The sequence below is a fragment of the Acidovorax sp. 62 genome, from assembly GCF_002754495.1.
GTDB lineage: Bacteria > Pseudomonadota > Gammaproteobacteria > Burkholderiales > Burkholderiaceae_C > Acidovorax.
Map to the genome: position 1 here is coordinate 2015514 of NZ_PEFJ01000001.1, position 15317 is coordinate 2030830.

Below are 15317 nucleotides of genomic sequence, written 5' to 3' on the forward strand. Positions count from 1 at the left end.
GCTCCGGTTGAAATACGTTGTAGGGGTTGAAAACTAAACAGTCGATTGTCTTACATCGGATTTGAATTCGGCCGGCTGGCTAGGCGGGGAGTCGCAGACGGTGCTTTGGCACAGCACGCTACCCCACGATGCAAACCGGTCGAAGGCCAATCCGTCACACGCGCAGAATGCGCTCGCCGCGGCCAATGCCACTGGCACCAGTGCGGACAGTTTCGAGAATGGCGGTGCGGTCAATGGCCTGCAGGAACGCATCGTTCTTGGACTGGTCGCCCGTCAGCTCGATGGTGTAGCTTTTCTCGGTCACATCAATGATGCGGCCACGGAAAATGTCGGCCATGCGCTTCATCTCCTCGCGCTCCTTGCCCACCGCACGCACCTTCACCATCATGAGCTCGCGCTCGGTGTAGGCGCCTTCGGTGAGATCGACCACCTTGACCACTTCGATGAGGCGGTTCAGGTGCTTGGTGATCTGCTCGATCACGTCGTCGGAACCCGTGGTCTGGATCGTCATGCGCGAAAGCGATGGATCCTCTGTGGGGGCCACGGTGAGAGATTCAATGTTGTAGCCACGGGCAGAGAAAAGACCCACGACGCGCGACAGCGCACCGGGTTCGTTTTCCAGCAAAACGGCAATGATGTGTTTCATGGTGATGGATTCCTCTTTTCGCTGCCCTCCCCTGCGCACGGTAATGCGCAGACTTGGCAGGCAATAGATTCGTCAAGAAATGCTATCCATTAGATAGCTGCTAGCGCTTGTCAAATAAGCGCTGGAGGCCGATTTGGCTTAAAGGTCTTCCGACCCCAGCAACATTTCGGTAATGCCCTTACCGGCTTGCACCATGGGGAACACGTTCTCCGTGGGATCGGTACGGAAGTCCAGGAACACCGTGCGGTCCTTGAGCCTGCGGGCTTCGCGCAAGGCGGGCTCCACATCCTGAGGGCGCTCGATGAGCAAGCCCACGTGACCATAGGCCTCTGCCAGTTTCACAAAGTTAGGCAGCGCATCCATGTAGCTGTGGCTGTAGCGGCCCGAGTATTCGATCTCTTGCCACTGGCGCACCATGCCCAGGTACCGATTGTTCAACGCGCAGATCTTGATCGGCGTGTTGTACTGCAGGCAGGTAGACAACTCCTGGATATTCATCTGCACCGAGCCTTCACCCGTGATACAGAACACCTCAGAATCCGGCTTGGCCAGCTTGATGCCCATAGCGTAAGGAATGCCCACACCCATGGTGCCCAGGCCACCGGAGTTGATCCAACGGCGTGGCTCGTCAAACCGGTAGTACTGCGCCGCCCACATCTGGTGCTGCCCCACATCGGACGTGACGTAGGCATCCGCATCCTTGGTCATGTTCCAGAGCGTTTCCACCACGTACTGCGGCTTGATCACCTCGGGCGAGCCCATGTCGTACTTGAGGCAGTTGCGGCTGCGCCAGGCCTCGATCGTGTCCCACCATGCAGACAGGGCACCTGCGTCGGGACGCGTGCTGCTCTCGCGGATCATGGAGATCAACTCGGTCAGCACATCCTTCACATCGCCCACGATGGGCACATCCACTTTCACGCGCTTGGAGATGCTGGAGGGGTCGATATCGATGTGGATGATCTTGCGGTCGTTCTGGGCAAAGTGTTTGGGGTTGCCGATCACTCGGTCATCAAAGCGCGCCCCCACCGCCAGCAACACATCGCAGTTCTGCATGGCGTTGTTGGCTTCGATGGTGCCGTGCATGCCCAGCATGCCCAGGAATTTGCGGTCTGAAGCAGGATAGGCACCCAAGCCCATCAGCGTGTTGGTGACGGGGTAACCCAGCATGTCCACCAGCGTGCGCAACTCGTTGGTGGCGTTGCCCAAAAGCACACCGCCGCCTGTGTAGATGTAGGGGCGCTTGGCCGCCAGCAGCAGTTGCAAGGCTTTGCGGATCTGACCACTGTGGCCCTTGCGCACAGGGTTGTAAGAGCGCATTTCCACGCTCTGCGGGTAGCCCGTGTAAGGCACCTTCTTGAAGGAAACGTCCTTGGGGATGTCCACCACCACAGGCCCCGGACGGCCTGTGCGTGCGATGTGGAACGCTTTTTTGAGCGTCATGGCCAGATCGCGGGGATCTTTGACCAGAAAATTGTGTTTGACGATGGGGCGGGTAATACCCACCGTGTCGCATTCTTGGAAGGCATCCAGTCCGATCGCCGCTGTGGGCACCTGACCAGAGATGATGACCATGGGGATGCTGTCCATGTACGCCGTGGCAATGCCAGTCACGGCATTCGTCAAACCAGGACCCGAAGTCACCAGCGCCACGCCCACTTCCCCAGTGGCACGGGCGTAGCCATCAGCGGCATGCACAGCAGCCTGCTCATGGCGCACCAGAACGTGCTGAATGGTGTCTTGCTTGTAGAGGGCGTCGTAGATGTAGAGAACAGCACCACCGGGGTAGCCCCAGATGTATTGCACATTCTCTGCTTGCAGCGATTTGACGAGAATCTCGGAACCCATCAGCTCCAGCGAGCCAGCGGTGGAGGCTTGCGCGGCGGCAGCGGCCACGTTGAGTTCTGCTTTGGAAATTTCCATGATCAACCTTTGTGAATTTCTCTGACGAAAAACCTTGGGTGCTCCTTGCGAGTGCTCTTGTGAAGCCAGCTTGGAACTTGAGGCCAAGGACATGGGCGGGATGATTACCGCGCCGGACCGTGACCCGTTTGCCTTTTGAATTGCTTTCAGATTATCGCACTGCAACACACATACACACGATGCATTTCAAAAAAAACATCAAAAATGCGATAATCGAAAGCTGCGCAGCTTCGTAGACCCTCCTTTTGGTCGCAGATCGCGCACCATTCCCGGGCCCATTTGTCTTGGCAACTGAACAAGAACTCTCCGATTTCCTCAAAAGTGTAGAAAAGCGCGCTTTCAAGCGTTCGCTTTACCACGTTCGCAATGAGGAAGCGGCCCTGGACATCGTGCAGGACAGCATGCTCAAGCTGTCGGAGCACTATGGGGACAAGCCCGCCGCAGAGTTGCCCATGCTTTTTCAGCGCATCCTGTCCAATTGCACCCTGGACTGGTTCCGACGCCAAAAAACGCGCAACGCACTGTTTTCGAACATGAGCGACTTCGAAGGCCCCGGCGAAGATGGCATGGATTTTGATCTGCTAGAGGCATACTCAGGCCCCGACAACGGTGAGCGTGCCGCAAGTGCAGAAGACGAGACCACCAGAGCACAGACCTTTCGGGAAATTGAGGCAGAGATCCAAGAATTGCCAGCACGTCAACGGGAAGCATTCCTCATGCGTTACTGGGAAGAAATGGATGTTGCAGAAACAGCTGCCGCAATGGGTTGCTCAGAAGGCAGCGTGAAAACGCACTGCTTCAGAGCCATCCAGACCCTGAGCAAGGCACTGAAGGCCAAAGGAATCGAGTTATGAACACCGCACCAAACCACGCTACCGAAGCAGCTGCAGACCAATTTGCGCGCCGCATTGCGGCCAGAATGGCGCAGGGCACCGATGACTTGCCTTACGACATTACCGAACGCCTGCGCGCGGCACGCGTGCAAGCCCTGGCCAAGCGCAAGGTGGTTGCGCCTGTCCGCAAGGCAGCGCCTGCGCCGGTCGTTCTGCGATCTGGCTCTAGCGCGATTTTGGGTCGCGGCGGCGATGGCGGCTGGTGGAATGCCATGGTGTCGGCCATTCCCCTGATGGCACTGGTGATTGGACTTTTCGCTATCAACATCGCGCAAGATGAAAATGGCCTGAATGAAGTGGCCGAAGTGGATGCCGCCCTTTTGACGGATGACTTGCCGCCAGAGGCCTATACCGATCCTGGTTTCATGCAATTCCTCAAAACTTCGGCCACCGCGCGCAACTGACCCTGCCGGATACCCCACACTACGCGCCCTGCATGCACACAGACAAGACCGTTGCGCCCACCAACATGCCAGCCATCGTGCTGGCTTTGGTGCTTTTGGGCGCCGTGGCGGCAGGCAGCTTTCCAGTGGCGCAATATGTGCTGATGGCGCCCAGTACGCTGCTGCCCGCTCCCAATCCCAAGCCCATCAATGCACGCCCGGCGAACATGGCAAACGCGGACCGCACCCCGGACACGCTTTCTGAAATTGCCTCCGGACCCGGCTGGGAAACCCTGACCACACCGCAAAAATTGGCCCTCTACCCATTGGCAGAGCGCTGGGCGGTATTGAGCGAGAGCCAAAAACGCCGCTGGCTGGCTCTGTCCCAAACCTTTGCAGCCCTTCCGACCGAAGAGCAGGAAAAACTCCACAACCGGATGACCGAGTGGGCCAATTTGAGTGGACGCCAGCGCAGCCAGGCGCGATTGAACTACGCCGATGCGCAACGCCTGGACCCCAGCGAAAAACGGGCACAGTGGGAGGCCTACCAGGCCCTGAGCGAAGAAGAAAAACGACTCTTGGCGGCAGATGCGCCCGCCAAACCCGCAGGTGCGGCCACCGCCTTGCGGCCGGTGGCCCCGCAAAAGCTGGCCAAGGTTCCAGCCGCAACGCAGGCAGGCCCGGCACGCGCCAACCCGCCCAAAATCACGCCGGTGGACCCGCACACGCCCCGCCCCATGGTTACACCTGCAGCCGTGGCGACACCCTCGGATGCCGCCTCCAGCCCTTCAGCACCGGTGGTCGTTGAGACAAATCCCGTCACCATTCCTTCGGCAACGGGCTCGTCCCTGCCACCGCTGGCCCCCACATCCAGTGCACCAGAGCCTGCCACCGCGCCCGCTCGCCCCGAAGATCTGGGCTACCAACCGCAGTGATACGCTTGCGGCATGTCCGCCCGTCCTGATTTCACTGTGCCCCAGCCTTCGTCTCCGTTCGCCTCCGCCTCACAGCAAGCCCCCAGCCTGAAGCGGCGCATGGCCTGCTGGCTGTACGAGGGCATCTTGATGTTTGGTGTTGTATTCATTGCGTCGTATCTGTTTGATACGCTCAGCCAATCTCGCCATGCACTGGACAATCGCTACCTGCGCATGGGCTTTCTGTTCATCGTGTTTGGGATCTACTTCGCATGGTTCTGGGCCAAAGGGCAAACGCTGGCGCAAAAAACCTGGCACATCCGCGTGGTGAGCCCCTCTGGCCAAGCCATCACACAAACACGCGCCCTGCTGCGGTACGTGCTCTGTTGGGTGTGGTTTTTGCCTCCGTTGGCGGCTTACTCCACCGGCATTCCAGTGCTGGAAGTGCTGGTGCTGCTGGCAGGCTGGGTGGCCGTGTGGGCCATTTTGAGCCGATTCCACCCCACCCAGCAGTTCTGGCACGATGCATTGGCAGGCACCCGTCTGGTGCATTTTGTCCAAGCGAAAAAATAAAAACCCAGCTGCGCGCATCCATGCGCGCCTGGTTAACACATCCCTGCGCATGCCATCCACGCCACCCCACTCCTCCAACCCCGCCAACCTCCAAAAAAGCCGCACGGGCCTGAACCGGGTATGGCACGCCGCAGGCTATTCCATCGAAGGCCTGAAGGCCGGTTGGCAGGAAACCGCCTTCCGCCAAGAAGCCCTCGCGGCCATTGTGCTGCTGCCAGTGGCCTGCTGGCTGGGCAAGTCATGGGTAGAGGTAGCCCTGCTGGCGGGGTCGGTCATCATTGTGATGATCGTGGAGTTACTCAACACAGGCATTGAAACAGCCATCGACCGCATTGGCCCCGAGTGGCACGATTTGTCCAAACGCGCCAAGGACATGGGCAGCGCTGCGGTGCTGTTGGCGCTCTTGCTCTGTGGTGGCATCTGGGCCGCCGCCCTCTTTCAAAGGTTCTTCCATGGCTAGCCCCGCTTTTTCCATTTGTGTGTATTGCGGCTCCCGTCCCGGCGAGAACCCCGCATTTGCCCAAGCCGCCCAAGCAGTAGGGCAATGGATTGGCGAGCATGGAGGGCAGTTGGTTTATGGCGGCGGGCGCGGCGGACTCATGGGTGTGGTGGCCGAGGCCACACGCTTGGCAGGGGGCCGTGTGGTCGGGGTTATCCCGCAAGCCTTGGTGGACAAGGAACTGGCCAATCGCCAGTGCGATGAACTGCACATTGTGCAAACCATGCACGAGCGCAAGGCCATGATGGCCGAACGCAGTGATGCCTTTATTGCGCTGCCGGGTGGCATTGGCACGTTTGAAGAGCTGTTTGAGGTGTGGACTTGGCGCCAGCTTGGCTACCACGGCAAGCCCCTGGGCCTGCTCAACGTGGCGGGCTACTACGACGGTTTGCTGGCCTTTTTGCGCACCAGCGTGGCCAGTGGCTTTATGGGGGACTGGCAGATGGCACTGCTGCAGGCCGACACATCGGCAGAGCCCCTGCTGTGCAATCTCGTGCAGGCATCGGGACCCGACCAGGCCCCCACCCCGCTGCGCTCGGTCATCTGAGCTTGTTGAGCAGCGCCCTAGGGCAAAGCACGCCGCACGGAGGGCTCTGCCATTGAGCAGGCTCCGCTGAGCACCCCCTCTGCAGCAGCAGAGAGGGCCAGTGCATCAAATCGCGGAGTCGTCCAGATCCCCCGTGCGAATGCGCACCACGCGTTCCACGGGCGTGACGAAGATCTTGCCGTCACCGATCTTGCCTGTGCGGGCCACATTCACGATGGCGTCCACGCAGCGGTCCACATCTTCGGTCTTCACAGCCACTTCCACCTTCACCTTGGGCAAGAAGTCGACGACATACTCGGCACCGCGGTACAGCTCGGTGTGTCCTTTTTGACGGCCAAAACCTTTGACTTCGGTCACCGTCAAGCCCGTCACGCCGCATTCGGCCAGGGCCTCGCGGACTTCTTCCAGCTTGAACGGCTTGATAACTGCGGTGATCATTTTCATGGGTGGGTCTCCTGGGAATGTCAAAAAGGCTTTGGGCCTGGGGATTGAAAAACGAACCAGACAGAGCCCGTCAGGCCCTGAACTGGCTGGTGATAGGGTAACGCCAGTCTTTGCCAAAGCTGCGGCGCGTGACGCGAACCCCTACAGGGGCCTGGCGGCGTTTGTACTCGTTGAGCTTGATGAGGCGGGTGACGCGCTCGACATCGGCGCGGGCAAAGCCAGCGGCGATGATGGACTCGATGGGTTCGTCATTCTCCATGTACCGGGCCACGATGGAGTCCAGCACCTCGTAGGGCGGCAAGCTGTCCTGGTCTTTCTGGTCGGGACGCAGCTCGGCACTGGGCGGGCGGGTGATGATGCGATCAGGGATGGGGTTGGTGCCCGTTCCATACGGGTCGTTGGCATTGCGCCAGCGCGCCAGGTCAAACACCCGCGTCTTGGCCACATCCTTGATGACGGCAAAGCCCCCAGCCATGTCGCCGTACAGCGTGCAGTAGCCCGTGGCCATCTCGCTCTTGTTGCCCGTGGTCAGCACCACCGCACCAAACTTGTTGGACAGCGCCATGAGCAAAGTGCCGCGAATGCGCGCCTGCAGGTTCTCTTCGGTCGTGTCTTCAGGCAAGCCCGCAAACTCGGTGGCCAGGGCCGCCTTGAAGGCCTCAAACTGGGGCTTGATCGAAATTTCGTCGTAACGCACGTTCAACCGTTCGGCCATGTCGCGCGCGTCAATCCAGCTGATGTCGGCCGTGTAGGGCGACGGCATCATCACCGCACGCACCTTGTCAGCGCCCAGCGCGTCCACGGCAATGGCCAGCACCAGCGCGGAATCAATGCCACCCGACAAGCCGAGCAAAGCCCCCGGAAAGCGGTTTTTGCCCACATAGTCACGCACGCCCAAGACCAGGGCATCCCACAGATCGGCCTCAGCGCTGGGCACGGGGGCCACATCCGCTACCAATTCAATAGCGCCTTGCGCTGATTGGGCGCGCGCTACAAACAGATTTTCTTTAAAACCCTGGGCCCGGCCCGCCACCGCGCCGTTGGCGTTGAGGGCGAACGAGCGCCCCTCAAACACCACCTCATCTTGCCCACCCACCAGATGCGCGTAGATGAGGGGCAGGCCCGTTTCGGCCACGCGCTCGCGCATGGTCTGCTCGCGCTCGGCGCTTTTGCCCAGGTGAAAAGGCGATGCGTTGATCACCGCCAGCAGCTGCGCTCCGGCCGCTGCAGCATCGCGTGCCGCCGCAGGAAACCAAGCGTCCTCGCAGATCAGCACCCCTACGCGCACGCCGGCCACGTCCACCACGCAAGGCGTTTGCTCCGCCACAAAGTAGCGGCGCTCATCAAACACTTGGTAGTTGGGCAGCTCGCGCTTGAAATAGGTTTGCTCGACCTGCCCATGGCGCAGCACGCTGGCCGCGTTGTGGCAAGGGCTGAAGGCCGGGGCGCCCGCTGCCACGGCTTGCGGATGGCCCAGCACGATGACCAAGCCCTGTAACCCTGCGGTCTCGCGGGCAACGGTTTTCACGGCATCATCACAGGCTGCCAAAAAGGCGGGCCGCAGAAACAAGTCTTCTGCGGCATAGCCGCACACCGCCAGCTCGGGGGTCAACAACAACTGCGCCCCCTGGGCATGGGCCTCGCGCGCGGCGGCAATGATTTTTTGCGCATTGCCGGGCATATCGCCCACCACAAAATTGAGCTGTGCAGTGCAAATGGAGAGCGTCATGGAACTGAAGAAGGCCCCGCAGGCCTGGTTGGACAACGCCCACGCAGGCCCTGTAAAGCAGAGGCAAGCACCCTGTGTGGGTCCCTGCTCCCCCAAGGCACGCCGTGGCTGAGTCGCACATTATCGCCCGCGTACACCCCAGCGTGCTCGACCTGCCCGCAGAGCCCTGGAATGCGCTGCTGGCCCAGCAAACCCATGCCACGCCGTTCATGCGCTACGAATACCTTGCGGGCCTGGAGCGCAGCGGAAGCGCCACCCCGCGCACGGGCTGGACGCCGCGCTTCATCTCGCTGTGGGACAACGACGTGCTGATGGCCGCCTGCCCGCTGTACCTGAAAGACCACTCGTACGGCGAGTACGTGTTTGACTGGGCCTGGGCCAATGCCTACGAGCAGCACGGCGTGCCTTACTACCCCAAGGCCGTGGTGGCCGTGCCCTTCACCCCCGTACCCGGAAGCCGCTTGCTGGCGCGCGACGACGCCGCCCGGGCGCTGCTGGTGCAAGCAGCGCGGCAATGGTGCATGGACGAAGGCATCTCCTCGCTGCATGTGCTGTTCGCCAGCGAACAAGACACCGCAATCTGCGCTGAACAAGGCCTGATGCTGCGCCACACCGTGCAATTCCACTGGCAGAACGCACGCCCTGAGCCCGCCAATGCAGCAGGCCCCGGCACCCCCTTGCCACCCGCCCACAGCCCCTTCACCAGTTTTGATGACTTCCTGGCCCACCTCAGCCAAGACAAGCGCAAAAAGATCCGCCAGGAGCGCCGCCGTGTGGCCGATGCGGGCGTGCAGTTCCGCAGCTCGCAAGGCCGCGCCATCAGCCAGGCAGATTGGGATTTTTTCTACCGCTGCTACGAGCGCACCTACCTGGAGCATGGCAACCCGCCCTACCTCAGCCGCGCCTTCTTTGCCGAGATGGCGCAGCACCTGCCCGACGCCTGGCTGCTGTTCATCGCCGAGCGAGACGGCGCCCCCATTGCTAGCAGTTTGATAGCTATCAGCGCTTATGAATCAAGCGCCAGCGGCCAAAATGACCAAGAACTTGTGGCCTATGGCCGCTATTGGGGTGCACTGGAGCGCGTGGACTGCCTGCACTTTGAGGCCTGCTACTACCAGCCCTTGCAGTGGTGCATTGAGCAGGGCACGCACCGCTTTGAAGGCGGTGCCCAGGGCGAGCACAAAATGGCCCGGGCCTTGCTGCCGGTGCAAACCCACAGCGCCCACTGGTTGGCGCACCCCGCCTTTGCCGATGCAGTCGAGCGCTTTTTGGAGCGTGAGGGCGAAGGCATTGGCGAATACCTGGAGTCACTGCAAGAGCGAACGCCCTTTCGCCAAGCGACCGGACCGGCACCCGGGTAACGTCCCATTCAACCCATCGCACAGAAAAAAAGGCCGGGGCATCATGCACCGGCCTTACAACCTTCAACGCTGGCGAATACAGCCTCCAGCAAAACCCCAAGGGTCTGAGCCCTCAGGGCTAAGTGCTGTCAGAACGACTCCCAATCCCCATCGTCGCCCCCAGCCGCTTTGGGCTTGGCCGCACTGCTGAAGGGCACTTGGCGCACAGGCGCAGCCGCCTTGGGAGCGGACGCAGCAGCCATCTTGACCTTCAACTCCTTGGCCAGCTGGATCACGGCAGTACCCACTTTTTGCGACGCATTGGAAAAGCCTGTGTTGTTCTCCAACTGTTTTTCGGCTTCTTCGTAAGCCCCCTGATTGATCAGGCGCGCCACCTTGCCAGCTTCTTGGTGGAACTGGCGGTGCGACTCCAACAAATTCACAAACGAAGGCTTGCCGCCATATTGGGAGCCGCCAGCGCCATGCAGCCACTTGCCCAGCTCGCAGCAATCGTCGCGCGACACGGTGTCGGCGTCCAGGCTCTCGCGCTGCGTCACAGCCGTGCGCAGCTTGGCGCGCCAATTGGCATGGGCTTGAATGGCGTTGTCAAGATTCACGCCCAAAGAGGCGCCGCCATGCCCGCCACCACCTGTGCTGCGACCCAAGGCCTTGGCCACAGGTGCAGCCACCCGGGCCGGAGCAAAGTGCGCGCGTGGTGCCACAGCCTGCGCACGGTGGGCCTGGGCGCTTTGCTCATCGGCGGGCGAGAGCTTGAAAAACGCCACCGTGCTCACCAGGTCTTGCGCCTGGCTGTTCAGGCTGCTGGCCGCAGCGGCCATCTCTTCCACCAAGGCCGCATTCTGCTGCGTGACTTGGTCCATCTGCGTCACAGCTTCGCCCACCTGGCTCACGCCCTGGCTTTGTTCGTTGCTGGCCGCACTGATCTCGCCCATCAGGTCGGTCACGCGCTTGATGGCGCCCACCACCTCGGTCATGGTGTTGCCAGCCTGATCGACCAGTGAAGTGCCCTGCTCCACCCGCTCCACGCTGTCATTGATCAGTGTCTTGATCTGCTTGGCCGCCTCGGCCGAACGACCGGCCAGGCTGCGCACCTCGCTGGCCACCACGGCAAAGCCACGGCCTTGCTCACCCGCGCGGGCGGCTTCCACAGCGGCGTTCAGGGCCAGGATGTTGGTCTGGAAGGCGATGCCATCGATCACACCAATGATGTCGCTGATCTTGCGCGAGCTGTCGTTGATGCCCTTCATGGTCTCAACCACCTGACTAACCACATCGCCACCTTGCACAGCCACGGTGGACGCACTCATGGCCAACTGGTTGGCTTGGCGGGCGTTGTCCGCGTTCTGGCGCACGGTGGAATTGAGTTGCTCCATCGATGCGGCAGTCTGCTGCAAGGCACTGGCTTGCTGCTCGGTGCGCGCACTCAGGTCGTTGTTGCCCTGGGCAATTTCGGACGAGGCCGTCGCCACATTCTCAGACCCTTCACGCACATGGCCCACGATGCGCGAGAGGCTTTGCTGCATCTCCGCCAGGGCGTGCAGCAGGCGGGCAGGCTCGTCCTTGCCCTGGGCGTCGATGTCGATCGACAAATTGCCCCGGCTGATTTCCTCTGCGGCCTCTACCGCACGCTGCACCGGAGTGGTGATAGAACGCGTAGCCCACACGGCAAACAGCAGTCCAAGGAGCAGCGAAACACCCGCCGACACGCTAAGCACCCACTGGCTGGCGACAGCTGCGCTCAAGACAGATGCCTCAAACGCCCGCAGCTCATCATGGGTGTACTGTGTGACGTCTTCCAGCGATTTGATGTAGTTTTGCGCCAAAGGACGCAACTCACTGTCCACCAGCGCAAAAACCTCTTCTCCAGCCTTCTTGCGCTCCAGCAGCTTGGCCCGGGCATCCACATAGACCTTGCGTTCTGCAGCCACCTTGGCCAGCAACTCCTTGCTCTTGGCACTTTGCATCAGGGCCTCCAGCTTCTTTTGCCCTTCGGTCACTTCCTTGGTGGTGGCGGCCATTTCGGCGCCCAAGGAAGCGATGTAGCCCGCATCGGATGTCTTGAGCGCCGCAGAGGCACGCACCCAGTTCAGATCAATGGCTGCCTTCCAATCCATGGCCAGCTCATTGCGTTCAATCTCCACGGACGAAATACGCACGGTGGCTTCTTTGAGGGTCGAAAGACGCCAAACGCCGACAGTGGCAATCAAGGCCGTGATCAAGAGGATGAGGCCAAATGCCAATCCCAAGCGGGTACCGATTTTGAGGTGGTTCATAGTGGTGCTCCACAAAAGGCTTATCTACGTAGCTACGCGGCCTCCCTCACGGCACCGCAAGCATCTTTTTTGTTGTCTTCAATCGAGTGCGTCACACAGAGGCCACAGTGCACAGGCAGAGCACTATCACGGCACCGCATCAGCACAAGTTGACACATGCAATTGTGAATTATGCTCCAAATTTATATCATTTGCATCAAATTTACTGAATTAACTATTTTTTAACAATATTAATTCTCTAAAGAAGTGCAATGTCGCAGCCGCACGACGGATAAATTTGTTAAAAATAGCGATTCGCATTTATCAATATACGCTACCCATCGTACGCCCCAACCCGGTGCTTGGGTAGTGCTTCACCCAGAGCAACTCTCACCAAGTTGGGGCGCTAGCACCCCAATCCCTGGAGTCCTCAGGTTTCGCAAAACTGGCTGTCTAAAACAAAAAAGCACGCCCTCAGGCGTGCTTTGGTAGCGGCTGGCATGGTTGCGGTAGGAAGGCAATGCCCTCTCCCACGCCCTTTCACGTCCAACTCAGCTCAGCTTAGAAGCTCTCCCACTCATCGTCATTGCCCCCGGCCTTCGCAGCTTTGGGTGCTGGCGCTGCTGCCTGGGGCGCCGCCAGGCTCGCCGCTGGCTTGCTTTGGGCTGGTGCCTTGGCCGTTGTCGTCTTGGGCTTGCTCAGTGCAGGCCGGGCGCTGGGGCTTTTGCCCAGGCTGCTGGCACCGGGGCTGCTGGTTCGGGCGCTGTAGCTGCTGCTGGGGGCGCTGTAGCTTGTGCCGCTGGCATCGTGGGCCAGTTTGAACACTGCCACGGCGTTGACCAGCTCGCCCGCCTGGCTGTTGAGGCTGCTGGCCGCTGCCGCCATTTCTTCCACCAGCGCCGCGTTTTGCTGGGTCGCCTGGTCCATTTGCGTCACGGCTTCGCCCACTTGGCCTACCCCTGCGCTTTGTTCGCTGCTGGCCGCGCTGATCTCTCCCATGATGTCGGTCACGCGCCGGATGGCCGTCACGACTTCGGTCATGGTGCTGCCGGCTTTGTCTACCAGCAGGGTGCCTTGTTCTACCCGCTCTACGCTGGCCATGATCAGGCTCTTGATTTCTTTGGCCGCTTCTGCGCTGCGTCCTGCCAGGTTGCGTACTTCGGTGGCTACCACCGCAAAGCCCCGGCCTTGCTCGCCTGCCCGGGCGGCTTCCACGGCGGCGTTCAGCGCCAGGATGTTGGTCTGGAAGGCGATGCCGTCGATCACGCTGATGATGTCTGCAATCTTGTTGCTGCTGGCGTTGATGCCTTTCATGGTCTCCACCACTTCGGCAACCACTTCTCCGCCTTGCGTGGCAACGGTCGATGCGCTCATGGCCAGTTGGTTGGCGGTGCGGGCGTTGTCTGCGTTTTGGCGCACGGTGGAGCCGAGCTCTTCCATGGAGGCTGCGGTTTCTTCCAGGGCGCTGGCTTGTTGTTCGGTGCGGGCGCTCAGGTCGTTGTTGCCGGAGGCAATCTCGGCGCTGGCCGAGGCCACGCCTTCGGCATTGGTGCGCACACCCGTGACCACCTTGGCAAGGTTGGCCCGCATTGCCTCCAGGGCCTGCAAAAGCAAGCCCATTTCATCCTTGCCATGCGCAGGAATCTGCACCGCCAGGTCTCCCTGAGCAATCGCACTGGCCACGGCAACAGCCTGCGCAGCAGGCCGCGTGACAGCACGGGTGATGGCCGCGCCAAGGAAGACGGCCAAAGCCACAACGGCAGCCATGCTCAACAACACCGAGATACGCGCCCCTTGGAAAATGGATTTCGCGTCACTGTCCGCCTGAATGGCAGCCTGGGCGTTGAGCTTTTGCAATTCGCCCAGTGTCTCGACCACCGCAACGAACGATGCCTCGGACTCTCCTGCAAACATCAAGCTGAGCGCGTCGCCCGTGAGCTCCAGCGTCTCTGCCGTGCTGTAGTCCACACCTTTGGCAATCTCCATCAGGTTCGCCTGCAGCTTGACGTAGTCGGCCTTGCGCTGTTTGTAGCCTTGGTAAATCTTGCGCTCTTCGTCGCTGCTGAGCAGCGGCTCATAGATGGCCTCGACCGTGCCCAGGTCTTTGTGGCGCGCATCGACCTGCTGGGCAAACGCGGCCACCTCGGCAGTGCTGCGCGCTGTGACGATCCCTGCCTCTGAGCGGCGCATGCGGTTGAGCAGCACCCGCAATTCCCCAGTCTGCACCACACTGGGCAACAGATTGGTGGCAACGTCCTGGGCGTTGGCGTGGATGCGAGACATCTGCACCAACGCGACGACCCCGAGCACCGTGGTGAGCAAGACCACAGCCAAAAACCCCAGGGCCAGCTTGACGCCAATGCGCAGGTCAGAAATTTTCATCAACAACGTCCCCATGTTCAGCAACGCAGCCCAAGCAAGACACCAGAGCGCGACTTTGTAACAAAATGCTAAAAACCAGTCTAACAGCGCTCCTGAGAAAACACTGTGGCATTAGGGACGAAAAAAAGCGCCTTGGTGTTTTCACCAAGGCGCTTTTAAGGAAGAGAAATCTGCGCGGTGCAGATTCAATCGGTCAGGCTTGTGCCTTTTGGTAGTTGGCCACGCCATCGGTGATTTCCTTCTTGGCAGAGTCAATGCCTTCCCAGCCCAGCACCTTGACCCACTTGCCCTTTTCCAGGTCCTTGTAGTGCTCGAAGAAGTGGGCGATGGCGTTGCGGCGCATGGCGTTCACGTCGTCAATGGTCTTCCAGTGGTCGTACATGGGCAGGATCTTGGAGGTGGGCACAGCGATGACCTTGCCATCCACACCCGCCTCGTCTTCCATCATCAAGATGCCCAGGGGGCGGCAGGTCACCACCACGCCAGGGTGCAGGGGGTAAGGCGTGATCACCAGCACGTCCACGGGGTCGCCGTCGCCCGACAGGGTCTGGGGCACGTAGCCGTAGTTGGTGGGGTAGTGCATGGCCGTGGTCATGAAACGGTCCACAAAAATGGCGCCCGACTCCTTGTCCACTTCGTACTTGATCGGGTCTGCATTCATCGGGATTTCGATGACCACGTTGAATGCATCGGGGAGGTTCTTGCCAGGAGTGACGTTGTTGAGGGACATGTCTTTAAAAATAGTGGTTAGCAACGGTAACCCGCGAAGCA

General features: G+C 60.5%; 14 protein-coding genes. 7 read left to right on the forward strand and 7 right to left on the reverse strand.

What is annotated here, in order from left to right:
- Positions 1–154 precede the first annotated feature (154 nt).
- Together ilvN and CLU86_RS08955 are read right to left on the reverse strand one after the other, a co-directional pair.
- Complete coding sequence (gene ilvN, locus CLU86_RS08950) at positions 155–646, reverse strand: acetolactate synthase small subunit (protein WP_007857867.1); 492 nt, start codon at positions 644–646, stop codon at positions 155–157.
- 138 nt (positions 647–784) lie between these two features.
- Entirely contained in the window at positions 785–2569 is a 1785-nt protein-coding gene (locus CLU86_RS08955) for an acetolactate synthase 3 catalytic subunit (protein WP_099658673.1), read from the reverse strand.
- A gap of 284 nt (positions 2570–2853) precedes the next feature.
- On the opposite strand from CLU86_RS08955, the gene CLU86_RS08960 reads away from it, so the two are divergent.
- The 6 genes from CLU86_RS08960 to CLU86_RS08985 are packed head-to-tail and all read left to right on the forward strand — an operon-like array spanning position 2854 to position 6378.
- Complete coding sequence (locus CLU86_RS08960) at positions 2854–3423, forward strand: RNA polymerase sigma factor (protein WP_099655744.1); 570 nt, start codon at positions 2854–2856, stop codon at positions 3421–3423.
- Entirely contained in the window at positions 3420–3866 is a 447-nt protein-coding gene (locus tag CLU86_RS08965; protein WP_099741375.1) for a DUF3619 family protein, read from the forward strand. The genes CLU86_RS08960 and CLU86_RS08965 overlap by 4 nt, the downstream gene beginning before the upstream one ends.
- 32 nt (positions 3867–3898) lie before the next feature.
- Positions 3899–4780: a DUF3106 domain-containing protein gene (locus CLU86_RS08970; RefSeq protein WP_099741376.1), complete on the forward strand. Its 882-nt coding sequence runs from the start codon at positions 3899–3901 to the stop codon at positions 4778–4780.
- A 12-nt stretch (positions 4781–4792) separates the two neighbouring features.
- A complete protein-coding gene (locus CLU86_RS08975; RefSeq protein ID WP_099741377.1) occupies positions 4793–5332 on the forward strand; it encodes an RDD family protein in 540 nt (179 codons plus the stop codon).
- A gap of 49 nt (positions 5333–5381) precedes the next feature.
- Complete coding sequence (locus CLU86_RS08980) at positions 5382–5792, forward strand: diacylglycerol kinase (protein WP_099655748.1); 411 nt, start codon at positions 5382–5384, stop codon at positions 5790–5792.
- Entirely contained in the window at positions 5785–6378 is a 594-nt protein-coding gene (locus CLU86_RS08985; protein ID WP_099741378.1) for a TIGR00730 family Rossman fold protein, read from the forward strand. Before CLU86_RS08980 ends, CLU86_RS08985 begins: the two co-directional genes overlap by 8 nt.
- Positions 6379–6483: 105 nt before the next feature.
- On the opposite strand, the gene CLU86_RS08990 is transcribed toward CLU86_RS08985, so the two are convergent.
- Together CLU86_RS08990 and CLU86_RS08995 are read right to left on the reverse strand one after the other, a co-directional pair.
- Positions 6484–6822, reverse strand: a complete 339-nt coding sequence (locus tag CLU86_RS08990) for a P-II family nitrogen regulator (protein ID WP_099655750.1) — start codon at positions 6820–6822, stop codon at positions 6484–6486.
- 70 nt (positions 6823–6892) lie between these two features.
- Complete coding sequence (locus CLU86_RS08995) at positions 6893–8551, reverse strand: NAD+ synthase (protein WP_099741379.1); 1659 nt, start codon at positions 8549–8551, stop codon at positions 6893–6895.
- Between the two features lie 104 nt (positions 8552–8655).
- Here CLU86_RS08995 and CLU86_RS09000 point away from each other — a divergent pair, with 104 nt between their 5' ends.
- Complete coding sequence (locus CLU86_RS09000; RefSeq protein WP_099741380.1) at positions 8656–9912, forward strand: GNAT family N-acetyltransferase; 1257 nt, start codon at positions 8656–8658, stop codon at positions 9910–9912.
- 128 nt (positions 9913–10040) lie between these two features.
- Here the strand turns inward: CLU86_RS09000 and CLU86_RS09005 are convergent, their stop codons facing one another.
- The 3 genes from CLU86_RS09005 to ppa all read right to left on the reverse strand — a co-directional run bounded on the left by CLU86_RS09005 (position 10041) and on the right by ppa (position 15276).
- The gene (locus tag CLU86_RS09005) at positions 10041–12185 is read right to left on the reverse strand and encodes a methyl-accepting chemotaxis protein (protein ID WP_099741381.1); all 2145 of its coding nucleotides are present in this window, start codon (positions 12183–12185) and stop codon (positions 10041–10043) included.
- Positions 12186–12725: 540 nt separating this feature from the next.
- A complete protein-coding gene (locus CLU86_RS09010; RefSeq protein WP_099741382.1) occupies positions 12726–14546 on the reverse strand; it encodes a methyl-accepting chemotaxis protein in 1821 nt (606 codons plus the stop codon).
- A 193-nt stretch (positions 14547–14739) separates the two neighbouring features.
- Positions 14740–15276, reverse strand: a complete 537-nt coding sequence (ppa, locus tag CLU86_RS09015) for an inorganic diphosphatase (RefSeq protein WP_099741383.1) — start codon at positions 15274–15276, stop codon at positions 14740–14742.
- Positions 15277–15317: the final 41 nt, after the last annotated feature.

Excerpts from the sequence above, each read along its gene's own strand:
- CLU86_RS08990 (WP_099655750.1), bottom strand. The coding sequence starts at position 6,822 with ATGAAAATGATCACCGCAGTTATCAAGCCGTTCAAGCTGGAAGAAGTC.
- CLU86_RS08980 (WP_099655748.1), top strand. The coding sequence starts at position 5,382 with ATGCCATCCACGCCACCCCACTCCTCCAACCCCGCCAACCTCCAAAAA.
- CLU86_RS08995 (WP_099741379.1), bottom strand. The coding sequence starts at position 8,551 with ATGACGCTCTCCATTTGCACTGCACAGCTCAATTTTGTGGTGGGCGAT.
- CLU86_RS08985 (WP_099741378.1), top strand. The coding sequence starts at position 5,785 with ATGGCTAGCCCCGCTTTTTCCATTTGTGTGTATTGCGGCTCCCGTCCC.
- CLU86_RS09010 (WP_099741382.1), bottom strand. The coding sequence starts at position 14,546 with ATGAAAATTTCTGACCTGCGCATTGGCGTCAAGCTGGCCCTGGGGTTT.
- CLU86_RS08975 (WP_099741377.1), top strand. The coding sequence starts at position 4,793 with ATGTCCGCCCGTCCTGATTTCACTGTGCCCCAGCCTTCGTCTCCGTTC.
- CLU86_RS08970 (WP_099741376.1), top strand. The coding sequence starts at position 3,899 with ATGCACACAGACAAGACCGTTGCGCCCACCAACATGCCAGCCATCGTG.
- ppa (WP_099741383.1), bottom strand. The coding sequence starts at position 15,276 with ATGTCCCTCAACAACGTCACTCCTGGCAAGAACCTCCCCGATGCATTC.
- CLU86_RS09005 (WP_099741381.1), bottom strand. The coding sequence starts at position 12,185 with ATGAACCACCTCAAAATCGGTACCCGCTTGGGATTGGCATTTGGCCTC.
- CLU86_RS08965 (WP_099741375.1), top strand. The coding sequence starts at position 3,420 with ATGAACACCGCACCAAACCACGCTACCGAAGCAGCTGCAGACCAATTT.
- ilvN (WP_007857867.1), bottom strand. The coding sequence starts at position 646 with ATGAAACACATCATTGCCGTTTTGCTGGAAAACGAACCCGGTGCGCTG.
- CLU86_RS08955 (WP_099658673.1), bottom strand. The coding sequence starts at position 2,569 with ATGGAAATTTCCAAAGCAGAACTCAACGTGGCCGCTGCCGCCGCGCAA.